Source organism: Achromobacter sp. NFACC18-2 (genome assembly GCF_900108985.1).
GTDB lineage: Bacteria > Pseudomonadota > Gammaproteobacteria > Burkholderiales > Burkholderiaceae_B > Achromobacter.
Map to the genome: position 1 here is coordinate 200,867 of NZ_FNYM01000010.1, position 19,356 is coordinate 220,222.

The 19,356-nt window shown below is 68.7% G+C and carries 17 protein-coding genes; 10 read left to right on the plus strand and 7 right to left on the minus strand.

Annotated elements, in window-relative coordinates; translation table 11 throughout:
* The first annotated feature begins 3 nt into the window (after window positions 1-3).
* Genes BMW75_RS17115 through BMW75_RS17125 form a run of 3 tightly spaced genes read left to right on the plus strand, consistent with a single transcriptional unit; the run spans window position 4 to window position 3,403 of the window.
* On the plus strand, window positions 4-1,119 hold the full coding sequence (locus BMW75_RS17115) for a glycosyltransferase family 4 protein (RefSeq protein WP_092581092.1): 1,116 nt from the start codon (window positions 4-6) through the stop codon (window positions 1,117-1,119).
* Window positions 1,116-2,273, plus strand: a complete 1,158-nt coding sequence (locus BMW75_RS17120; protein WP_175493202.1) for a glycosyltransferase family 4 protein — start codon at window positions 1,116-1,118, stop codon at window positions 2,271-2,273. Before BMW75_RS17115 ends, BMW75_RS17120 begins: the two co-directional genes overlap by 4 nt.
* Complete coding sequence (locus BMW75_RS17125; protein WP_092581094.1) at window positions 2,270-3,403, plus strand: glycosyltransferase family 4 protein; 1,134 nt, start codon at window positions 2,270-2,272, stop codon at window positions 3,401-3,403. The genes BMW75_RS17120 and BMW75_RS17125 overlap by 4 nt, the downstream gene beginning before the upstream one ends.
* Here the strand turns inward: BMW75_RS17125 and pgi are convergent.
* A complete protein-coding gene (gene pgi / locus BMW75_RS17130; RefSeq protein WP_092581096.1) occupies window positions 3,393-4,940 on the minus strand; it encodes a glucose-6-phosphate isomerase in 1,548 nt (515 codons plus the stop codon). The two genes, BMW75_RS17125 and pgi, sit on opposite strands and share 11 nt — an antisense overlap.
* 8 nt (window positions 4,941-4,948) lie before the next feature.
* Window positions 4,949-6,340: a phosphomannomutase/phosphoglucomutase gene (locus BMW75_RS17135; protein ID WP_076516772.1), complete on the minus strand. Its 1,392-nt coding sequence runs from the start codon at window positions 6,338-6,340 to the stop codon at window positions 4,949-4,951.
* Window positions 6,341-6,668: 328 nt separating this feature from the next.
* On the opposite strand from BMW75_RS17135, the gene BMW75_RS17140 reads away from it, so the two are divergent.
* The 5 genes from BMW75_RS17140 to BMW75_RS17160 all read left to right on the plus strand — a co-directional run bounded on the left by BMW75_RS17140 (window position 6,669) and on the right by BMW75_RS17160 (window position 11,701).
* The gene (locus tag BMW75_RS17140) at window positions 6,669-7,301 is read left to right on the plus strand and encodes a BPTD_3102 family carboxylase-like protein (RefSeq protein ID WP_092581098.1); all 633 of its coding nucleotides are present in this window, start codon (window positions 6,669-6,671) and stop codon (window positions 7,299-7,301) included.
* Window positions 7,302-7,404: 103 nt separating this feature from the next.
* Window positions 7,405-8,820: an FAD-binding oxidoreductase gene (locus BMW75_RS17145; protein ID WP_092581100.1), complete on the plus strand. Its 1,416-nt coding sequence runs from the start codon at window positions 7,405-7,407 to the stop codon at window positions 8,818-8,820.
* 19 nt (window positions 8,821-8,839) lie between these two features.
* Window positions 8,840-9,553: a response regulator transcription factor gene (locus tag BMW75_RS17150; RefSeq protein WP_092581102.1), complete on the plus strand. Its 714-nt coding sequence runs from the start codon at window positions 8,840-8,842 to the stop codon at window positions 9,551-9,553.
* Window positions 9,550-10,893 carry a sensor histidine kinase gene (locus BMW75_RS17155; protein WP_092581104.1) on the plus strand — a complete coding sequence of 448 codons (1,344 nt, stop codon included), beginning with the start codon at window positions 9,550-9,552 and terminating at the stop codon, window positions 10,891-10,893. The genes BMW75_RS17150 and BMW75_RS17155 overlap by 4 nt, the downstream gene beginning before the upstream one ends.
* Before the next feature lie 61 nt (window positions 10,894-10,954).
* A complete protein-coding gene (locus tag BMW75_RS17160) occupies window positions 10,955-11,701 on the plus strand; it encodes a phosphatase PAP2 family protein (RefSeq protein WP_254792047.1) in 747 nt (248 codons plus the stop codon).
* Here BMW75_RS17160 and BMW75_RS17165 read toward each other — a convergent pair.
* The 5 genes from BMW75_RS17165 to BMW75_RS17185 all read right to left on the minus strand — a co-directional run bounded on the left by BMW75_RS17165 (window position 11,694) and on the right by BMW75_RS17185 (window position 16,356).
* Window positions 11,694-12,977 carry a TRAP transporter large permease gene (locus BMW75_RS17165; RefSeq protein ID WP_092581108.1) on the minus strand — a complete coding sequence of 428 codons (1,284 nt, stop codon included), beginning with the start codon at window positions 12,975-12,977 and terminating at the stop codon, window positions 11,694-11,696. The genes BMW75_RS17160 and BMW75_RS17165 overlap by 8 nt on opposite strands.
* A complete protein-coding gene (locus tag BMW75_RS17170; RefSeq protein WP_092581110.1) occupies window positions 12,968-13,531 on the minus strand; it encodes a TRAP transporter small permease in 564 nt (187 codons plus the stop codon). Before BMW75_RS17170 ends, BMW75_RS17165 begins: the two co-directional genes overlap by 10 nt.
* A gap of 7 nt (window positions 13,532-13,538) precedes the next feature.
* Window positions 13,539-14,516 carry a TRAP transporter substrate-binding protein gene (locus BMW75_RS17175; protein ID WP_076516759.1) on the minus strand — a complete coding sequence of 326 codons (978 nt, stop codon included), beginning with the start codon at window positions 14,514-14,516 and terminating at the stop codon, window positions 13,539-13,541.
* 112 nt (window positions 14,517-14,628) lie between these two features.
* Window positions 14,629-15,507: an SMP-30/gluconolactonase/LRE family protein gene (locus tag BMW75_RS17180; protein WP_092581112.1), complete on the minus strand. Its 879-nt coding sequence runs from the start codon at window positions 15,505-15,507 to the stop codon at window positions 14,629-14,631.
* A gap of 9 nt (window positions 15,508-15,516) precedes the next feature.
* Window positions 15,517-16,356, minus strand: coding sequence for an NAD-dependent epimerase/dehydratase family protein (locus BMW75_RS17185; protein WP_092581114.1), 840 nt, complete (start codon window positions 16,354-16,356; stop codon window positions 15,517-15,519).
* A gap of 129 nt (window positions 16,357-16,485) precedes the next feature.
* Between BMW75_RS17185 and BMW75_RS17190 the strand changes: the two genes are divergently transcribed.
* The gene (locus BMW75_RS17190; protein ID WP_092581116.1) at window positions 16,486-17,214 is read left to right on the plus strand and encodes a FadR/GntR family transcriptional regulator; all 729 of its coding nucleotides are present in this window, start codon (window positions 16,486-16,488) and stop codon (window positions 17,212-17,214) included.
* Between the two features lie 227 nt (window positions 17,215-17,441).
* Window positions 17,442-19,337, plus strand: a complete 1,896-nt coding sequence (locus BMW75_RS17195; RefSeq protein WP_092581118.1) for an LTA synthase family protein — start codon at window positions 17,442-17,444, stop codon at window positions 19,335-19,337.
* Window positions 19,338-19,356: the final 19 nt, after the last annotated feature.

Below are 19,356 nucleotides of genomic sequence, written 5' to 3' on the forward strand. Positions count from 1 at the left end.
CGAATGAAAATACTGATGCTGGTCAGCTCCATGCATGCCGGCGGCGCGGAAAGAGTCGCGGCGACCCTGGTCAACGCATGGTCCGAGCGCGGAGACACCGTCATCCTGACGCCGACCTATTCGTCCAAGGGCACCTGCTTCTACCCCCTGTCCGACAAGGTGAAGCTCGCGTGGCTGGCGGACCTGGCAGGCACCCGCGCGTCGGGCGCGATGGCCGCCGTCAAGCGCCTGCTGGCGCTGCGTAGGCACATCCGCGACACGCGGCCGGACGTGGTGGTGTCCTTCCTGACCAACGTCAACGTGGCCGCCATCCTGGCCACGCGCGGCCTGAACGTGCCGCTCATCGTCTGCGAGCGCACCAATCCGGTCGCTGACACCACGACGGGCTCCGTGTGGCGCAAGCTGCGCCGCGCGCTCTACCCCCGTGCCGACATGGTGACCGTCCAGGCGGAAGGCACCGCCGGTCCGTTCGCGCGGCAAGTGCCCGGCATCCGGCGCCTGGCCGTCATTCCCAATCCGCTCCCCGCGCCGCTGCTGGATGCGCCGCTGGTGCAGCAGCACGAGGACGGCGCGCCGCGCACCCTGGTGGCCATGGGACGCCTGGTGCCTGACAAGCAGTTCAGCCTGCTGATCGACATCTTTGCCCAGCTTGCGCCGGATTTCCCCGACTGGAACCTGCGCATCTGGGGCGAGGGACCCGAGCGCGACGCGCTGGAGCAGCAGGTGGCGCGCCTGCGCCTGCAGTCGCGCATCAGCCTGCCCGGGCGCACCGAGGCGCCTTGGGAAGAACTGGCCCGCGGGCAGGCCTTCGTGCTGAGTTCGCTGGTCGAAGGCTTTCCCAATGTTCTCCTGGAAGCCATGTCGCTGGGCCTGCCGTGCGCGGCCTTCGACTGCCCCAGCGGTCCGCGCGAGATGACGCGCGACGGCCAGGACGCCTTGCTGGTGCCCGCCGGCGACCGCGTCGCGATGACCGATGCCCTGCATCGCCTGATGAGCGATGCGTCCCTGCGTCAGCAGCTGGGCACGCGCGCCGCGGCGGCCGTGCGCCAGCGCTACGCGCTGTCCAGCGTGCTGGGCGAATGGGATGAATTGTTCGAAGCGGTGCGGGAGGGACGATGAGCACCCAGCCGCTGCGCATTCTGCATGTCATCACCGGGCTGGGGCAGGGCGGCGCCGAATCCGTGCTGTTCCGCCTGGCGACCTGGCCGGATGCGGGCGTGGCGCACACGGTCGTGTCGCTGACCGATGAAGGCATCTATGGCGAACGGCTGCGCGCGGCCGGTGTCGCGGTGCACGCCCTGGGCATGAAGCGCGGCCGCGTGAGCCTGGGCGGCTTCCTCGCCCTGCGCCGCCTGATCGCCCGGATGCGCCCGCATGCCGTGCAGACCTGGATGTATCACGCCGATCTGATCGGCGGCCTGGCGGCTCGCATGGCGGGCGTGCGGGCCATCGCCTGGGGCATCCGCAACTCCGGCGAACACCTCGAACGCAGCAGCCGGTCCGCGCGGCTGGTGCTGCGCGCCTGCGCATTGCTGTCCGGCAGCGTGCCGCGCGCAATCGTGTGCGCGGCGCAGAACGCGGCGCAGCGCCACGCTGAAAAGGGTTACCGGCGCGACCGGCTGGTCGTGATTTCCAATGGTTATGACCTGTCGCGCTATGCGCCCGATCCGGCGGCGCGCGCGCGGGTGCGCGCCGCGTGGGGGCTGTCCGAGGACGTGCCCGTGATCGGCTGCGTGGCCCGTTGGGATCCGCTCAAGGACCATGCCAATCTGCTGCGCGCCGTGGCCGCGCTGGTGCGCGATGGACGCGACGCCGGCCTGCGCTGCGTGCTGATCGGCCGGGACATGACCGAAGACAACCCGCCGCTGGGCGCCTTGCTCGACAAGCTGGACCTGCGCGACCGCGTGGTGCTCAACGGCCCCAGCGACGACGTGCCCGCCGTGATGAACGGGCTGGACCTGCACGTGCTGTCCAGTTGCGCCGAGGGCTTTCCGAACGTGGTGGCCGAGGCCATGGCCTGCGGCGTGTATTGCGTGGTGACGGACGTGGGCGACGCCGCCTACATCGTGGGCGACACCGGCGTGGTGGTGCCGCCCGAGCAGCCCGAGGCCCTGGCGCGTGGCATCGAGTCCGCGCTGTGCGACGTGGCCGCCCGCGGCCGCGAGCGCGCCGGCGAGGCGGGACGCGCGCGCGTCCTGGAACACTTCGACCTTGCGCGCATGGTGCAAAGCTATATCGCCGTCTGGCGCCGCATTTCTGGAGTCCAGGCATGAGCGCCCGCCGCTGTCTGCTGTTTGTCGTCAACAACCCGGCGTTCTTCATGTCGCACCGCGTGCCGGTCGCGCTGGCCGCGCAGAAGGCGGGCTACGACGTGCACGTCGCCACGATGGACGGGCCGGCCGTGGCCGACATCCAGGCGCTGGGCATGACCCACCACGCCATTCCCATGACCCGCAGCGGCAAGCACCCACTGCAGGAGCTGGGGACGCTGCTGGCGCTGATCCGCCTGTTCCGCCGGCTGCGCCCCGATGTCGTGCACCTGGTCACCATCAAGCCGGTGCTGTACGGCGGAATTGCCGCGCGCCTGACGCGCGTGCCGGGCATGGTGGCGGCGATTTCGGGGCTGGGCTTTGTCTTCCTGTCCAATTCGCTGAAGATGCGGATGGTGCGCGCCGTGGTGGCGCGGCTGTACCGGATCGCCCTGGGCCATCCCAACAGCCGCGTGATCTTCCAGAACGCCAACGACCGCGACCTGCTCAAGTCGCTGGGCGCGGTGCGCGACGACCAGGTGGTCATCATCCGCGGCGCGGGCGTGGATCTGCAGGCTTACACCCCCTCGCCGGAGCCCCCGGCGCCGCCCGTCGTCGTCACCATGGTGGCGCGCCTCTTGCGCGACAAGGGCGTGCAGGAGTTCGTGCAGGCGGCCCGGCTGCTACGCGAGCGCGGTGTGCCGGTGACGATGCAACTGGTGGGCGGCCTGGATGCCGGCAATCCCACGTCGGCCACGCAGGCCGACGTCGATGCCTGGCAGCGCGAAGGCTGCGTGCAGGCGCTGGGCGAACGCACCGACGTGGCGGCGCTATATGCGGCCGCGCACATCGCGGTGCTGCCGTCTTACCGGGAAGGCCTGCCGAAGTCGCTGATCGAAGCCGCGGCCTGCGGGCGGGCGGTCGTGACGACCGATGTGCCGGGCTGCCGGGACGCCATCGAGCCCGGCGTGACCGGCCTGCTGGTGCCGGTGCGCGACGCCAAGGCCCTGGCCGATGCCATCGCCCGGCTGGCCGGGGATGCGGACTTGCGCCAGTCGATGGGCGCGGCGGGCAGGGCCCTGGCGGAACGCGAATTCGACATCGACCAGGTCGCGCGCACGCACGTCGCGCTGTACGACGCCCTTAGCGCCTGATCGCGTCGATCCAGAAGCGCGTGGACGGGTCCTGCTGGCTGGGCTGGGGCGCGTCCAGCTCGCGCATGATGTTCTTGGCCAGCGCCTTGCCGAACTCCACGCCCCACTGATCGAAGGGGTTGATGCCCCAGATCACGCCCTGCGTGAAGACCTTGTGTTCGTACAGGGCAAGCAGCGCGCCCAGCGTATAGGCCTCCAGGCGCGGCAGCACGATCAGCGATGACGGCCGCCCGCCCGGATGCACGCGGTGCTGCGCCAGCAGGCGCGCGCGCGCCGGATCGCTTTCCGTGGCGGACGTCTCGGCCAGGGCTTCTTCAAAGGACTTGCCGCGCAGCAACGCCGAGCGCTGGGCCAGGCAATTGGCCACCAGCAGCTCATGATGCCGGGCATAGGCGTGGTCCGGCTTTTCGCACAGGATGAAATCGACGGGCGCGCCCGTGGCGTCCTGGTGCAGCCACTGGAAAAACGTGTGCTGGCAGTCCGTGCCCGACATGCCCCATACGGCTGGGCCGGTCGGCACGCCGGCGGGGCTGCCGTCGGCGGTGGCGACCTTGCCCAGCGATTCCATTTCAAGCTGCTGGGCCCAGGGCACGATGTGGTACAGGCGCGAATCGTAGGGCGTGATGACGAGCGAGTCGTAGCCCAGCACGCTGCGGTTGGCGACCCCAGCCAGCGCCATCTGCACGGGGGCGTTCTCGGCCAGGGGCGCGTGGCGGAAATGCTCGTCCATGGCCGCCGCGCCCGCCAGGAGCTGGTCGTAGGTGTCGTTGCCCAGCGCCAGGGCAATGGGCAGGCCGATCGCCGACCACAGCGAATAGCGCCCGCCCACCCAATCCCAGATCTGGAAGATGTGGTCGGGCAGGATGCCCAGGTTCAGCGCCGCCTCGACGTTGCAGGTGATCGCCACGACCTGCTTGATGGGATCGGCCACGCCGGCCTGGCGCAACCAGTTCATCGCGACCTCGGCATTGGCCAAGGGTTCGGTCGTGGTGAACGATTTGGACGCCACGATGACCAGCGTGTTGTGCGGGTCCAGGCGGCTCATCGCGTCGGCGACGGAATGCGAGTCGACGTTGGAGGCGAACCGCACTTCGCGGCGCGCGCCTTCGTGGCGCAAGGCGCGGGTGACCAGGCGCGGGCCCCAGTCGCTGCCGCCGATGCCCAGGTGCAGCACGCTGCTGTAGCGTCCGGCCGCATCGGCCGTGCGCACGAACTCGCGCATGCGTTCGCGCTCGGCCAGCACCGCCTTGGCCACCATCGCGGGCGGCTCGGCCGCGCGCAGGGCGGTGTGCCAGGCGGCGCGCCCTTCGGTCCAGTTGGCCGGTCCGCCATCGAACAACCGCGCGCGTTGCGCCTCGAAGCCCTGCTGCGCCAGCAGGGCCGTCGAGGCGGCCAGCAGCTCGGGCGATTGCGCCTGGGCGCTCAGGTCCAGGCGCAGCCCGGGGGCATTGATCAGGCGCAGGGTCTGGCCATCCCGGGATGCCGTGCGTGTCGCGGCGATGAACTGCTGCCACGCGGGGCTGTTGGATAACGACATGGGGCGGATCAGAACGGCAGCGAGGCGTTGGGCGCGAGCTTGCCGAGTTCGCGTCGGAAGTCCGCCTGGATGCGGGCCAACGCCTCCTCGCTCTGCGCTTCGAACCGCAGCACGACGACCGGCGTGGTGTTCGACGGGCGCGCCAGGCCGAAGCCGTCGGCGTACTCGGCGCGCACGCCGTCGATCGTGATCACGCGCTTGGCGTCGGGGAACTGGCCCTGCTCCTGCAGCGCCTTGACCAGCGTGAAGGGCTGGCCCTCTTCCATTTCGAGCTTGAGTTCCGGCGTGGAAACGTCCTGCGGCAAGTCTTCCAGCGGGGCGCAGGGATCGGCAAAGCGCGACACGATCTCCAGCAGGCGCGCGCCGGTATACAGGCCGTCGTCAAAGCCGTACCAGCGTTCCTTGAAGAAAATGTGCCCGCTCATCTCGCCGGCCAGCGGCGCGCCGGTTTCGGCCAGCTTGGCCTTGACCAGCGAATGGCCCGTCTTCCACATCAGGGGGGCGCCGCCGGCGGCTTCGACGGACAGGCCCACATGGCGGCTGCACTTCACGTCGTAAATGATGGTGGCGCCGGGATTGCGTTCCAGCACGTCGCGGGCGAACAGCACCAGTTGGCGGTCGGGCCAGATGATCTGGCCGGACTTGGTGACCACGCCCAGGCGGTCGCCATCGCCGTCGAAGGCCAGGCCCAGTTCGCAGTCGGTTTCGGCGACGTGCTTGATCAGGTCCTGCAGGTTCTTGGGTTCGGCGGGATCGGGATGATGGTTGGGGAAGTTGCCGTCCACGTCGCAGAACAGCTCGTCGACCTCGCAGCCCAGCGCGCGAAAGAGCTGCGGGGCGACCGCGCCGGCCACGCCGTTGCCGCAGTCGATGGCGATCTTCATGGGACGCGCAAGCTTGACGCCGGAGGCGACGCGCGCGATGTAGGTCTGCACCAGGTCGAGCTGGCGGCGCGTGCCGGCGGCGGCCGCCGGGGCGGGCGCATCGCCGTTCATGGCCTGGGCCAGTTGCTGGACGTCGTCGCCATACAGCGCGCGTCCGCCCATCATCATCTTGAAGCCGTTGTACTTCGGCGGATTGTGGCTGCCCGTGATGGCCACGCCCGAGCCGGTCTGCATGATGTTCGCGGCAAAGTAGACGAGCGGGGTGGGGACCATGCCGACGTCCAGCGTGTCCACGCCGCCTTCGAGCATGCCTTCCTGCAGCGCGAGCGACAGCATTTCGCTGCTGAGCCGGCCGTCGCGCCCGACCACCAGCGTCTGGACGCCTTCCGCGCGGGCGCGGGCGGCGAGCGCCACGCCCAGCGAACGGGCGAAGGGGGCGTCGATCAGGTCCGGCACGGTGCCGCGGATGTCATAGGCCTTGAAAACGGAGGCCGGAAATTGTGTATTGTTGCCCACGACGATTCCTTGTTAGGGGGACAGCGCGGCGACGGTCGGGTAGTGGTAAACCCGTACCTCCAATCCGCTATGACTAGGGGTCAAAGCTGGATTATCCCCCATCGGCGCAGGGGCCTTCATCCTTCGGGCGGAGTAGGGCGTTTTCCCGGTGGCGACTTGCCCCGCGATGGTGCGCCGCCTGGGGCGGCGCGGCCTGATTGCGGTGCATGCACCAGCCGTCCGGCAGGCCGTCCGCAGGGGCGCGCGGGGTGGCCAGGGATGGCACAAAAGTTGCTCGTCATCCGAAGGTGATACGCTTGCCATGCAAGCAGAAAGACCAGGAGGGGCCATGGGCGCCAAAGTATCCACAGTCATGTCATCGGGCGGCGCCACCAGCAGGCGGGGACCACCCACGGACTTTGCCGGGCCAGCGGCCGGCCGGGAACGCCGGCTCGATATCCACGTGTTTGCAGCGGCCACCGGCGAACTGGCCACCGGCCGCGCCTGGGAACGCAGCGTCTGGCGCGATGCCCGCGTCCTGATCGCGGAATGCCCGGCGCCGCACCTGGCCGCCTCGATCGAAAGCGCGCTGCGCACCGTGGCGGCCAGCGTGGCCCGGGACCGCGGCTGGCAGGCTGCCGGCACGGTGTCGTTCTCGCTCGACGACCGCAGCGGCGTGTTCCGCGTCATCGACGCCCATGCGCAGGCCCGCACGCCGGCCATGCCGATCGCCGAACACGATCCCATCGCCGCGCACGTGCTGGAAGTGCGCATCGACGGCTGCGGCGATCGCCGCCTGCCGAGCACCCATCTCATGATCTGCGGCGCGACGCGCGGCGAAGTGCTGCGCCGCGCCTATCGCGCCCTGTCCGAACTGCCCGGCCCCGCGGGCGTGGACCGCGCCTTCCTGATGGAGCGCATCGCCTCCCGGGCGTTCTGCACTGGCATGACGGGCACGCGGCTGGACCAGGCGGTCGGCTGACAGGCGGGGCTTCAGGGCGGGCCGCCCAGCCCCTACAATAGTCCGCACATCCGATGAACAGCGCCCGGCCCTCGCGGCCGGGCCTACCTCTTGTGCGGCATCCATGACACTGCTGAGCGATCTACAGGCCCTCCTGGGCGATTCCCACGTCCTGACGGGCGACGACGCCGAGTCCTATGTGCTGGATTGGCGCCGGCGCTATCGCGGCGCGGCGCTGGCGGTGATCCGCCCCGGGGCGACCGCGGAAGTGGCCGCCGCGATCAAGCTGTGCGCGCAGCACGGCGTGCCCGTGGTGCCGCAAGGGGGCAATACCGGCCTGTGCGGGGGCGCCACCCCGGACGACTCCGGCAGCGCCGTCGTCCTGTCCACCACCCGGCTCACCGCCGTGCGCGCGCTGGACACCGACAACGACACCATCACCGTGGAAGCCGGCTGCATCCTGCAGGCCGTCCAGGAGGCCGCCGCGGCCGCGAACCGGCTGTTTCCGCTGAGCCTGGCCGCCGAAGGCAGCTGCACCATCGGCGGCAATCTGGCGACCAATGCCGGCGGCACGCAGGTGCTGCGCTATGGCAACGCGCGCGACCTCACGCTGGGACTGGAGGTCGTGACCGCGGAAGGCGAGATCTGGGACGGCTTGCGCGGCCTGCGCAAGGACAACACCGGCTACGACCTGCGCGACCTCTACATCGGCAGCGAAGGCACCCTGGGCATCATCACCGCCGCCACGCTCAAGCTGTATCCGCGTCCGGTGGCGTCCTGCACCGCGCTGCTGACGCTGGACAGCATCGACAACGCCGTCGAGGTCCTGTCGCGCGCCCGGGCCGGGTTCGGCGCCTCGCTGACCGGCTTTGAACTCATGAGCGGCGCCTGCCTGCAAGGCGTGGTGCGGCTGTTCCCGCAGCAGCGCCTGCCATTCGAAGGCGAATCGGCTGCCTCGCCATGGTTCGCCCTGCTGGAACTGTCCGACAGCGAAAGCGAAAGCCACGCGCGCGAACGCTTCGAGAGCGTGCTGGGCGAGGCCATCGAGGCCGGCCTGGTGAACGACGCCGCCATCGCCGCCAATGTGTCGCAGAGCAAGGCGCTGTGGCACCTGCGCGAAAGCATTCCGCTGGCCGAGGCTGAACTCGGCAAGTCGGTCAAGCATGACGTGTCGATCCCCATCTCGTCCATCGCGGGCTTCGTGCACAAGACCAACGCCTTGTTGCAGGCGCGCTTTCCGGGCGTGCGCCACGTGATCTTCGGCCATCTGGGCGACGGCAACCTGCACTACAACGTAGCCAATGCGCCGGGGCAGACCGAAGCCGAGCTGCTGGCGCTGCAAAGCGAAATCTACGGCGTGGTGCACGACAGCGTGCACGCGCACCAGGGTTCCATCAGTGCCGAGCACGGCGTCGGGCAGCTCAAGCGCGACGAACTGCCGCGCTACAAGCAGCCGGTCGAACTTGCGCTGATGCGGCGGATCAAGCGCGCGCTGGATCCGCAGGGCCTGATGAACCCCGGCAAGGTGCTGCAGGCCTGACACGTCCAGGACGCAAACCATGGCAGCCAGTCCCGCAGCGGGTGCGCATTACCGGGTGCTGATCGTCGAGGACGACCCCACCATCGCCGGCAACCTTTACAGCTTCCTGGAGGCGCGCGGCTTTCTCCCCGACGTGGCCTATAGCGGGCCGGCCGCCCTGCAGCGTCTGCAGGAGCAGCGGTTCGATGCCGTGCTGCTGGACATCGGCCTGCCCGGCATGGACGGCAACGCCGTGCTGCATGACATGCGCACGCAAAGGCGGCTGGACGTGCCGGTGCTCATGCTGACCGCGCGCGACAGCCTGGAAGACAAGCTGGCGGGTTTCTCGCACGGGGCGGACGACTACCTCACCAAGCCGTTCGCGCTGCTCGAGGTGGAAGCCCGGCTGCTGGCCCTGATCCAGCGCGCCAAGGGCTCCACGGTGGACGCCGTGCGCGCCTTCGGCCCCTTGCAGTTCGACACGCGCAGCCGCGCGGTGTCGGTCAACGACGTTCCCGTTCATCTGACCCGCAAGGCCTGTCTCATCATCGAGGTCCTGCTGCGCGATCCGGGCCGCGTCGTGCGGCGCGAAGAGCTGGAATCGGCGTTGTGGGGCAACGAGCCGCCCTCGTCCGACGCGCTGCGCAGCCAGGTCCACCTGCTGCGGCGCGCGCTGGCCGACGCGGGCTTTGACGGCATCGAGACCGTGCACGGCACCGGCTGGCGCCTCACGCTGCCCGGCGCGTCCTCATGAGCCGCGCCGCCGCCGGCACGTTGACCCAGCGCGTCGTGTGGGCGCTGACGGGAACGGTCGCGCTGTTCGTCACGGCGCTTGCCCTGCTGGCGTACCTGACGTTCGACCAGATGGAAGACGATCTGGTCAACGACATCCTCAACACGGAAATGGACCGCCTGGTCCAGCATGCCCGCAGCAGCGACGAATTTCTGCCGCGCCATGGCGCCCGCGAGCTGGGCGGTTCCATGCGCGCCTGGCTCAGCGCCGACGGCCAGCCGCCCGCCGGCATGCCGCCCGAATTGCTCTCGCTGGAAAACGGGCTGCATCTGATCGAACCGGGCGCCTACACCTGGCATGTGATGGTGGCCGAGACCGGCCGCGGCACGGTGTATCTGCTGTACGACGCGACCGACAACGAAGAGCGGGTCCGCGATTTCGGCCTCATCGTGCTGGGTGTGGGCGCGCTCTGCGTGGTGCTGGCGTACGCCCTGTCGCGGCGGGTGGCGGCGGTGGCGGTCGGTCCGCTGCTCGACCTGACGGACCGGCTGTCGACCTGGGCCCCCGGCTCGCCCGACCTGGCTGTCACCCGCGACGACGAGGCCGGGCGGCTCATCGAGGCCTTCAACCGCGTGCAGAACCAGGTGGACCGGTCCATCGCCCGCGAACGCGAATTCGCCGGCAATCTCAGCCATGAGGTGCGTACGCCGCTCGCGGCGATTCGCTCCGACAGCGAACTCATGCTCCTGACGCAGACGCTGACGCCGGACCAGCAGCAACGGCTCACGCGCGTGGTCGACAACGTCGACGACGTCATCGTCAGCCTGGAGAGCGCGCGCGCGATGGCCCGCGACCAATTGCGCGAGCCCGAACCCGTGGACCTCGCCGAGTGCATGGATGACGCCTGGCGCGGCTATGCCGCGCAGGCGAAGCTGGCGAACCTGCGTTTCGACAACCGTATCCCTGCCGGCCACGTGCTGACGCTGGACCGCTACGCCTTGCTGACCGTGCTGCGCAACCTGGTGCGCAACGCCATTGAGCACGCCGCGCCGGCCACCCTGACGGCGGCGCTGGACGCGCAGGGCGTTCTGGCGCTGCGCGACGACGGCAAGGGCATCGCCGCCGCCGACCTGCCCTTCCTGTTCCGCCGCTATTTCCGCGGCCGCCTGCGCGATTCGGCGATGGATGGCGGCGCCGAGACGACGCGCGGGCTGGGCCTGGCGATTGCCAAGCGGGTCTGCGACATGCAGGGCTGGGCGCTGTCCGTCGAATCCTCGCAGGCGCACGGCCCGGTTCGAGGGACGCGCTTCCTGCTGCGCTTTGACAACGCCCCCGCGGCCGAACCCCATACGCGGATTTGACGAATTTTCGACTGCCGGGCCCGTACAGTGCGCTGCCCGAACCGTCTGGAAATTTCCGTCCATGCCGTCCCCCTTGCTGCCGGCGCCGCGCGCGCCAACCCCGGCCTGCTATCTGCTCACCCACGTCGTGGGCCTGCCGCTGATCCTCGCCTGTCTTGCGTGGTGGACCCAGGATTCGGGGCTGGACATGCACATCGCGCGGGCCCTGTTCGACCCGGCGCTCGACGACTTTCCGCTGCACGCCAGCCGCTGGCTCGAACTCCTGGGCCATCGCATCGTGCTGGCCCTGCCGATCGGCGTGGGCCTGGCCGCGGCGGGCGTCGCCGTGGCCAGCTTCCGCATCCCGGCGTGGCGGCGCTGGCGCGGCGTGGCGCTGGCGGTGGCGGCCACGTGCCTGACGGGACAGCTCCTGATCAACCAGCTCAAGCATCACACGATGCTGCCGCGCCCCTACGACCTGGAAACGCTGGGCGGCTACACCCCCTATCCGGTGCACTGGTGGACGTGGGCGCGTGCCCGCGCGGGGGGCGCCCTGCCCAGCGGCCATGCCGGCGCGGGGTACGCGCTGCTCAGCCTGTATTTCGCGGGCTGGGCGCTGGGACGGCCCGCGTGGCGCTGGGCCGGCCTGGCGGTCGGCGTGGCGGGCGGTGTGGGCTTTTCGGCCGTGCGCATCCTGCAGGGCGCGCATTTCCTCAGCCAGACGATCTGGTCGGCCGCGCTGATGTGGCTGCTGGCGGCGGTCTTTTTCTATCCGTTGATCGCGGGGCGGACCGCTGGCGGCCCGCCCCGCGCGCCGGGCGTCAGTTGAGCAGCACGCCCGGCAGCCACAGCGAAAACGCCGGCACGTAGGTCACCAGCGCCAGCGCCGCCAGCAGCGCGCCGTAGAACGGCCAGATGGTGCGCATGACCGTGCCCACGGAGACCCCGCCGATGGCGCATCCCACGAACTGCGTGGTGCCCACCGGCGGCGTGTTCAGCCCCAGCGCGCAGTTCAGCAGCAGGACCATGCCGAACTGCACCGGCCCCATGCCGTACTGCATGCAGATCGGCAGGAAGATCGGCGTGCAGATCAGGATGGTGGCGGCCATGTCCAGGAACGTGCCCAGCACGAACAGGATGATGTTGACCATCAGGAAGATCGCCCAGGGTTCCGTCGAGATGGACGCCATGAGCTGACCGGTCTTTTCGGCCACGCCATAGAAGCTGATCAGGTAGCCGAACGTGGCGGAAATGCCGATCAGCAGCAGCACCACGCCCGTGGTCTTGACCGCCTTGCTGGCCGCGCGCACGAACTGGTCCCAGGTCAGCGAGCGGTAGACGAAGATCGTCAGCGCCAGCGCATACAGCACCGCCACCGCCGCCGATTCCGTCGCGGTGAAGACGCCGCTCAGGATGCCCGCGATGATCAGCACCACCACGAACAGCCCCGGCGCCGCGGCCACCAGCGAGCGGAACACGATGTGCCAGCCCGGGAAGGTGCCGGCCGGATACCCCCGCTTGCGCGCCACGAAGTACGCCGCCGCCAGGTTGCAGGCGGTCAGGATCAGGGCAGGCACCACGCCCGCCGCGATCAGCGCCGCGATGGACACCTTGCCGCCCGCGGCCAGCGTGTAGATGATGATGTTGTGGCTGGTCGGCATCAGCGCGCCCACCAGCGCCGCGTGCGTGGTGACGTTCACCGCGTAGTCGGCGTGATAGCCCTCGCGCTTCATCATCGGGATCATCACCGAGCCCATCGCCGACACGTCCGCCACGGGCGACCCCGACACGCCGCCGAACAGCGTGCAGGCGACCACGTTGGACATGCCCAGGCCACCGCGCACATGGCCCACCAGCGATTTGGCGAACGCGACGATGCGGTCCGCGATGCCGCCGTACAGCATCAGTTCGCCCGTGAAGATGAAGAAGGGGATGGCCAGGAACGAGAAGGCGTTCATGCCCGAGGTCATCTGCTGGAAGGCCACCGCCAGCGGCAGGTCCTCAACCATGATGGCCGTGAGGGACGACAGCCCGATGGCGAAGGCCACCGGCACGCCGATCACCAGGAATCCCATGAAGGTAAAGGAAAGCAGCGTCAGCGCCATGCCGGTACCACCTTCTGGTTGCGCAGGATCGCGATGATGTGCTCGATGGAAAAGAGCGCGATCAAGGTGCCCGACAGGGTTGCAGGAATGTACTTCCACGCGTTGGAGATCCCCAGGTTGGGAATCTTGTAGGCCGCGACGGATTCGGCCAGCACGGCGCAATTCCAGGCCATCAGCACGCCGAACAGCAGCACGAGCAGATGGATGAAGATGCGCAGCCGCCGCTGCCCGCCGGCCGGCAGGGCGTCGAGCAGGGACTCGAAGCCGATGTGGCCGGCGTCGCGCACGCCGACCGCGGCGCCCAGCATTGTGACGTACAGCACCAGCAGGAGGGCCAGGCTTTCCGCCCAGGTCGGCGTGTTGTTCAGGACGTGCCGCCCGACGATCTGCAGCGTGACGGCGATGATCAGGCAGACCAGCCCGAACACGCTGGTCCACATGCAGGCCCGCGCCAGCCGGGCGCAGCCGCGCGAGTAGGCATCCAGCGGGGCAGCCAGGGCTTGCGCCCGGCCCCCCGCGGCGACATCTGGTTCATTCGTGGGTGTGGCCAACATGATGTCCTCACTGCACGGCCTGGATCTTGGCGACCAGGTCTTTCATTTCAGGGGTGGTGACGAAGCGGTCGTACACGGGCTTCATCGCGCCCTGGAACGAGGGCTTGTCGACCGCCGAGATCTGCGAGCCAGCCTTCTCGACCACGGCGCGCGACTTCTGCTCGCGCTCGTCCCACAGCTTGCGCATGAACGGCACCGATTCACGCGCGGCCTCGCGCAGGATCTTCTGGTCATCGGGCGGCAGCTTGTCCCACTGGCGCTTGGAGAAGATCAGGATCTCGGGCGTCATGGTGTGCTCGGTCAGCGAGTAGAACTTGGCCACCTCGTAGTGATGCGCGCTCTCGTAGCTGGGGAAATTGTTCTCGGCCGCGTCCACCAGCCCGGTCTTGAGCGAGGTGTAGACCTCGCCCATGGGCATCGGCGTGGCGTTGCCGCCCATGGCTTCGACCATGGCGACGGACAGGTCCGACTGCTGCACGCGGATCTTCAGCCCCTTCGCGTCGGCCAGCGTCTTGACGGGCTTTTTGGTCGTGTACATGGAGCGCGATCCGCTGTCGTACCAGGCCAGCCCCACGAATCCGGCGGCTTCGCACGAGCGCAGGATCTGGTCGCCGATCTCGCTGTCCAGCACCTTGTGCAGGTGTTCCTTGGAGCGAAAGAGGAACGGCAGCGACGGCACGCGGGTGGTCTGGCAGATGTTGTGCATGGCCGCGCTCGACACGCGGGTCATCGCCAGCGCGCCCAGCTTCACCTGTTCGATGGAATCGTCCTCGTTGCCGAGCGCGCCGCCCGAAAACACCTTGATAGTGATGCGGCCGTTGGTCCGTTGCTTGACCAGCTCGCCGAAGTGGCGCACGGCCTGCACAGTGGGGTAATCGTCGGGATGGATGTCCGCGGAGCGCAGCTCGGCGGCGTGGGTGGCGGGAACCAGCGTCAGCAAGGCGGCCGCGGCCAGGACGGCGCGGCTCAGGTGAGGGTGCAGCATGTCTACCTCCGGATGGGGTACGGCGTTTCGTTGAGGGCCGCAAAGGGCCCCGAAGCTCTTTGATATGCACTGACCTGCTCGGGGTGGCGCGCGACACGGCGCCGATCGGGTGCTAACCGGCGCTGGCGGGTTCCTCCAGGCCCTGCACGCCGGGGTGCAGGGCGAATATCGCGCCATCCGGCGAGCCGGGGGCGGCGTTCGCGGGACGGATGGATGTGACGAATAGCGTGTCCAGTCCGGCGCCGCCGAAGGCGCACATCGCGACCTTCGCGGCGGGCACGTCCAGGGTGCGGTCCAGGCGGCCGTCGGGGGTGTAGCGGTACACCTTGCCGGCATCGTTGCCGCAGATCCAGTAGCAGCCGTCCGTGTCCACGGCTGCGCCGTCGGGGCGGCCGGCCGGCAGGGAGGGAATGAACACGCGGCGGTGGCGCGGTTCGCCCGTTGCGGTGTCGTAGTCGAAGGCCCAGACCGTCGCGCGCGAGGGGTGCGAATCGGACAGGTACATGGTCCGGCCATCGGGGCTGAAGGCCAGGCCGTTGGGCACGATCAGGCCGTCCAGCAGCACGGATACCCCTCGATCGTCCAGGCGGTACAGCGCGCCCGCGGGGTCGGCCAGGCTCATGTCCATCACCATGGTGCCGGCAAGAAACCGGCCCTGCCGGTCGCAGCGGCCGTCATTGAAACGCATATTGGGGGCGGCGTGGGCCACGGCGGCCAGGCGGCGCGGGATGCATGGCTCGTCCTCGCGCAGCGCGTCGCAGGCATAGAGGCCGTCTTCCATCGCCAGCAGCCAGCCGTCGCCGCGCATCGCGATGCTGCCGGCCATCTGCGGCAGCGCCCACTGCGCGAAGGCGCCGGTCGCGGGTGTCCAGCGCCAGAGCGCCTTGCCGGGAATGTCGGTCCAGTAATAGGCCTGGTCGGCGCGGCGCCAGACGGGGCTTTCTCCCACGCCGCACAATACCGTTCCTATACGTTCTGCGGTCATGGGCATGGACGGTCTTCAGGCGTTGGGGAAAGGGAAGGGGCCGGCCTTGACGAAGGCGCCGCCCTGATAGCGCGCCGCGGGGTCGTCCGCCGCCAGCGGCGGCTGCGCTTCGACCTGCGCGCGGAACCGCTCGGACGAGTCCTTGGGCGCAAAGCCCAGCACGGCCGCGCCGCGGTTGTCCCACCAGCTGTCCCGGTTGGCCGAGGCGCCGTACACGATCAGGTGGCCGACGTCCGGGGTGAAGATCGACCGCACGACCAGGTCCGTCAGGTCGTCGTGGCTGAGCCAGGTGACCAGCATGCGCCGGTCCTTGGGTTCGGGAAACGACGAGCCGATGCGCAGGCACACGGTCTGGATGCCGTAGCGGTCGAAATAAAAGCGGGACAGGTTTTCGCCATAGGCCTTGCTCAGGCCGTAGTAGCCATCGGGGCGCAGCGGCACGTCGGCGTCCAGCATCTTTCCCTGCTCATAGAAGCCGATGACGTGGTTGGAGCTGGCGAACACGACGCGCTGCACGCCGTGCAGGCGGGCCGCCTCGTAGATGTTGTAGGCGCCCTGGATGTTGGCGGGAAGGATTTCCTCGAAGGGCCGCTCCACCGACACGCCGCCCAGATGGACAATGGCGTCCACGCCGTGCACCAGTGCCGATACCGCGGACGCGTCGGCCAGATCGCAGGGGACGACTTCCTCGCCCGCTTGGGCGGGGGCCATGGGCGCGACGTCGGAGACGCGCAGGATGTCCGCATGGGCTTTCAATCGGGGACGCAGTACCAGGCCCAGGTTGCCGGCGGCGCCGGTCAACAACAAACGAGGACACCGGGGTGATGCAGGCATGTTGTTGACAGCTCGGCTCATGACGCAACGCTCGGGTTATGGCGCGGTGGAGTGGACTTGTCTGGTACGTTATCGTACAACTGTCGCAAAGTATAATGAACGCCATTTTTCAGCGTCAAGCGCTGCGCAACCGCTTTCGGATAATCCCTGATGAACGCTCCTGTCGATACCTCTGTTTTGCCGCAGCGTCGTCCCCGCAACCTGGCGCAAGGCCTGGTGGAGAGCATTTCCGAACGCATCCGAAGCGGCGAAATCCGCCCCGGGGACAAGCTGCCCACCGAGTCTGAAATCATGCGTCAGTTCGGCGTAAGCCGCACCGTCGTGCGCGAGGCGCTGTCGCGCCTGCAGGCATCGGGGCTGGTCGAAACGCATCATGGCGTGGGCACCTACGCGCTGGAGCCCAGCGGTGGCGGAGACTTCCGCGTGGACCCCGCGGACATCGCCACCGTGCGCGATGTCCTCGTGCTGCTGGAGCTGCGCATCTGCCTGGAAAGCGAGGCCGCGGGCCTGGCTGCCATCCGGCGCAGCGACACGCAGCTGCAGGACATGCGGCGCGCGCTCGATGCCTTCAAGCAGGCGCTGGGTAGCGGCGGCGATACCATCACGCCCGATTTCCAGTTCCATCTGCTGGTGGCCCAGTCCACCGACAACCGGTATTTCGCGGACCTCATGTCGCATCTGGGGTCGGCCATCATCCCCCGCACCCGCATCAACTCCGCCAAGTTCGCGCACGAAGACCGCGCCGCCTATCTGGCGCGCGTGAATCTCGAACACGAAGACATCTACAGCGCCATCACGCGCCAGGACCCCGAGGCGGCGCGCGCGGCGATGCGCACGCACCTGAGCAACAGCCGCGAGCGCCTGCGCCGGGCGCAGTAGCCGCGCGGGCACACTGGCATCTCGAACGACGCATGTGTGATGTCGTACAACGTTTGAGCCGGCCGCCGCGCCGGTGATCCGCCGAAACCGCGTTACTCTTGGCGCGGTTCATTTTCTGGTCATCGAGGCGGCATGGTTTTGCGCGGCATACACGGTTCATACGTCACACACGGCAGGTCTTTTTCCTTATTGGGTCAGGCATCGCGCCCGGCGCGGAGGGCGTCGCCATGCGCAATCTGACCGTACGCTTCATCCTCGCGATCCTGGCGCTGCTGACGCTGTCGCGGCTGGGGCTGGCCTTCTGGATGTGGGACCGCGTCGAAGCCGCCGGCGGCCTCGGGCCGCTCATGTTGGGCGGACTGCGCATCGACGTGTGCCTGCTGTCCATGGTGATTGCGCTGCCGGCGGTGTTTTCGCCGTGGTTCGGGCACCGGCCGCTGGCCGCACGCATCACCGCGTGGTGGTTCCGCGTCTGGTGGATGCTGTATGTGCTGCTGGAGGTCTCGACGCCGCAGTTCATCGCCGAATACGACACGCGGCCCAATCGCCTCTACTTCATCTATCTGCTCAACCCCAAGGAAGTCGGCTCGATGCTGTGGCAGGGCTACAAGGGCGTGCTGCTGGCGTCCTTCGTGGTGCTGGTTATCGCGGCGTGGCTTGCGGTCAAGCTCTTCCCGACCCGCTCGCGCGATGCCTTCATGGGGTGGTGGAAGCGTCCGGTCGCGTCGTTCGTGATCCTGGCGCTGGTGTTCCTGGGCGCGCGCGGCACGCTGGAGCATCGGCCCATCAATCCCGCCAAGGTGGCCTTCAGCTCGGACGCCATGGTGAACGCGCTGGCGCTCAATTCCCTGTACAGCGTGTTCGACGCGGCCTATCGCATGCGCGACGAACGCTCGTCGGCCGCGATGTACCCGAAGATGCCGGTCGACGAGATGAACGCCATCGTGCGCGAAAAAGCCGGCATGACCGGCGCGCCATTGGATCCGGCCCTGCCCAGCCTGCACGAGCAGAAGGCGACCGTGCGGCGCGACAAGCCGCTGAACGTGGTCATCATCCTGCAGGAAAGCCTGGGCGCGCAGTACGTGGGCAGCCTGGGCGGACGCGACCTCACGCCCAACATCGACAGGCTGGGCAAGGAAGGGTGGATGTTCCATCGCGCCTACGCCACGGGCACGCGGTCGGTGCGCGGCATCGAGGCGGTGACGGCGGGCTTTCTGCCCAGCGTGGCCGATGCGGTGGTCAAGCTGCCGCGCTCGCAGACCGGGTTCTTCACGCTGGCGCAGTTGCTCGGCAAGCACGGGTACCACTCGCGCTTCGTGTACGGCGGCGAGTCCCACTTCGACAACATGCGGGCGTTCTTCCTGGGCAACGGCTTCGATGAGATCGTGGACCGTCCCAAGTTCGTGGACCCGGTCTTCGAGGGATCGTGGGGCGCGTCGGATGAAGACATGTTCAACCAGGTGGACCGCCTCTTGCGCGCCGACGGCGACAAGCCGGTGTTCACGCTGGCGTTCTCGGTGACCAACCACTCCCCGTGGGAATATCCGCCCGGACGCATCCAGCCCGTGGGCGACCCGGCCACGGTGGACAACACGGTGCGCTACGCGGACTGGGCCCTGGGCCAGTTCTTCGACAAGGCGCGCAAGGCGCCGTACTGGGACAACACGGTCTTTCTCGTCATCGCGGACCACGATTCGCGCGTGTACGGGTCCATCCCGGTGCCGGTGCGGCATTTCCAGATCCCCGCGCTGATCCTGGGCGCGGGCATTGAACCGCGGCAGGACCAGCGCCTGGTCAGCCAGATCGACATGGCGCCGACGCTGTTGTCGCTGATCGGCCTGGACAACGTGAACCCGATGTTGGGCGTGGACCTGACGCAACGCGACCCGAACCGCGCGATCATGCAGTACGCGGACAATTTCGGGTATCTGCAGGGCGACCAGTTGCTGGTGCTGGAGCCCGCCAAGGCGCCGCGCCAGTTCCGCTACGAGGCGGCGCCGGTGGGGCGCGATGAAACCTACGCGCCGGTCGAGCCCGCGGATCCCGCATTGACGCAAGAGGCGCTGGCGCATGCGCTGTGGGCAAGCTGGGTGTACCGCGAGGAAAAGTACCGCCTGCCGTGACCTTGACCTTGGCCATGAC

Excerpts from the sequence above, each read along its gene's own strand:
- BMW75_RS17115 (WP_092581092.1), top strand. The coding sequence starts at position 4 with ATGAAAATACTGATGCTGGTCAGCTCCATGCATGCCGGCGGCGCGGAA.
- BMW75_RS17120 (WP_175493202.1), top strand. The coding sequence starts at position 1,116 with ATGAGCACCCAGCCGCTGCGCATTCTGCATGTCATCACCGGGCTGGGG.
- BMW75_RS17125 (WP_092581094.1), top strand. The coding sequence starts at position 2,270 with ATGAGCGCCCGCCGCTGTCTGCTGTTTGTCGTCAACAACCCGGCGTTC.
- pgi (WP_092581096.1), bottom strand. The coding sequence starts at position 4,940 with ATGTCGTTATCCAACAGCCCCGCGTGGCAGCAGTTCATCGCCGCGACA.
- BMW75_RS17140 (WP_092581098.1), top strand. The coding sequence starts at position 6,669 with ATGGGCGCCAAAGTATCCACAGTCATGTCATCGGGCGGCGCCACCAGC.
- BMW75_RS17145 (WP_092581100.1), top strand. The coding sequence starts at position 7,405 with ATGACACTGCTGAGCGATCTACAGGCCCTCCTGGGCGATTCCCACGTC.
- BMW75_RS17150 (WP_092581102.1), top strand. The coding sequence starts at position 8,840 with ATGGCAGCCAGTCCCGCAGCGGGTGCGCATTACCGGGTGCTGATCGTC.
- BMW75_RS17155 (WP_092581104.1), top strand. The coding sequence starts at position 9,550 with ATGAGCCGCGCCGCCGCCGGCACGTTGACCCAGCGCGTCGTGTGGGCG.
- BMW75_RS17160 (WP_254792047.1), top strand. The coding sequence starts at position 10,955 with ATGCCGTCCCCCTTGCTGCCGGCGCCGCGCGCGCCAACCCCGGCCTGC.
- BMW75_RS17165 (WP_092581108.1), bottom strand. The coding sequence starts at position 12,977 with ATGGCGCTGACGCTGCTTTCCTTTACCTTCATGGGATTCCTGGTGATC.
- BMW75_RS17170 (WP_092581110.1), bottom strand. The coding sequence starts at position 13,531 with ATGTTGGCCACACCCACGAATGAACCAGATGTCGCCGCGGGGGGCCGG.
- BMW75_RS17175 (WP_076516759.1), bottom strand. The coding sequence starts at position 14,516 with ATGCTGCACCCTCACCTGAGCCGCGCCGTCCTGGCCGCGGCCGCCTTG.
- BMW75_RS17180 (WP_092581112.1), bottom strand. The coding sequence starts at position 15,507 with ATGCCCATGACCGCAGAACGTATAGGAACGGTATTGTGCGGCGTGGGA.
- BMW75_RS17185 (WP_092581114.1), bottom strand. The coding sequence starts at position 16,356 with ATGAGCCGAGCTGTCAACAACATGCCTGCATCACCCCGGTGTCCTCGT.
- BMW75_RS17190 (WP_092581116.1), top strand. The coding sequence starts at position 16,486 with ATGAACGCTCCTGTCGATACCTCTGTTTTGCCGCAGCGTCGTCCCCGC.
- BMW75_RS17195 (WP_092581118.1), top strand. The coding sequence starts at position 17,442 with ATGCGCAATCTGACCGTACGCTTCATCCTCGCGATCCTGGCGCTGCTG.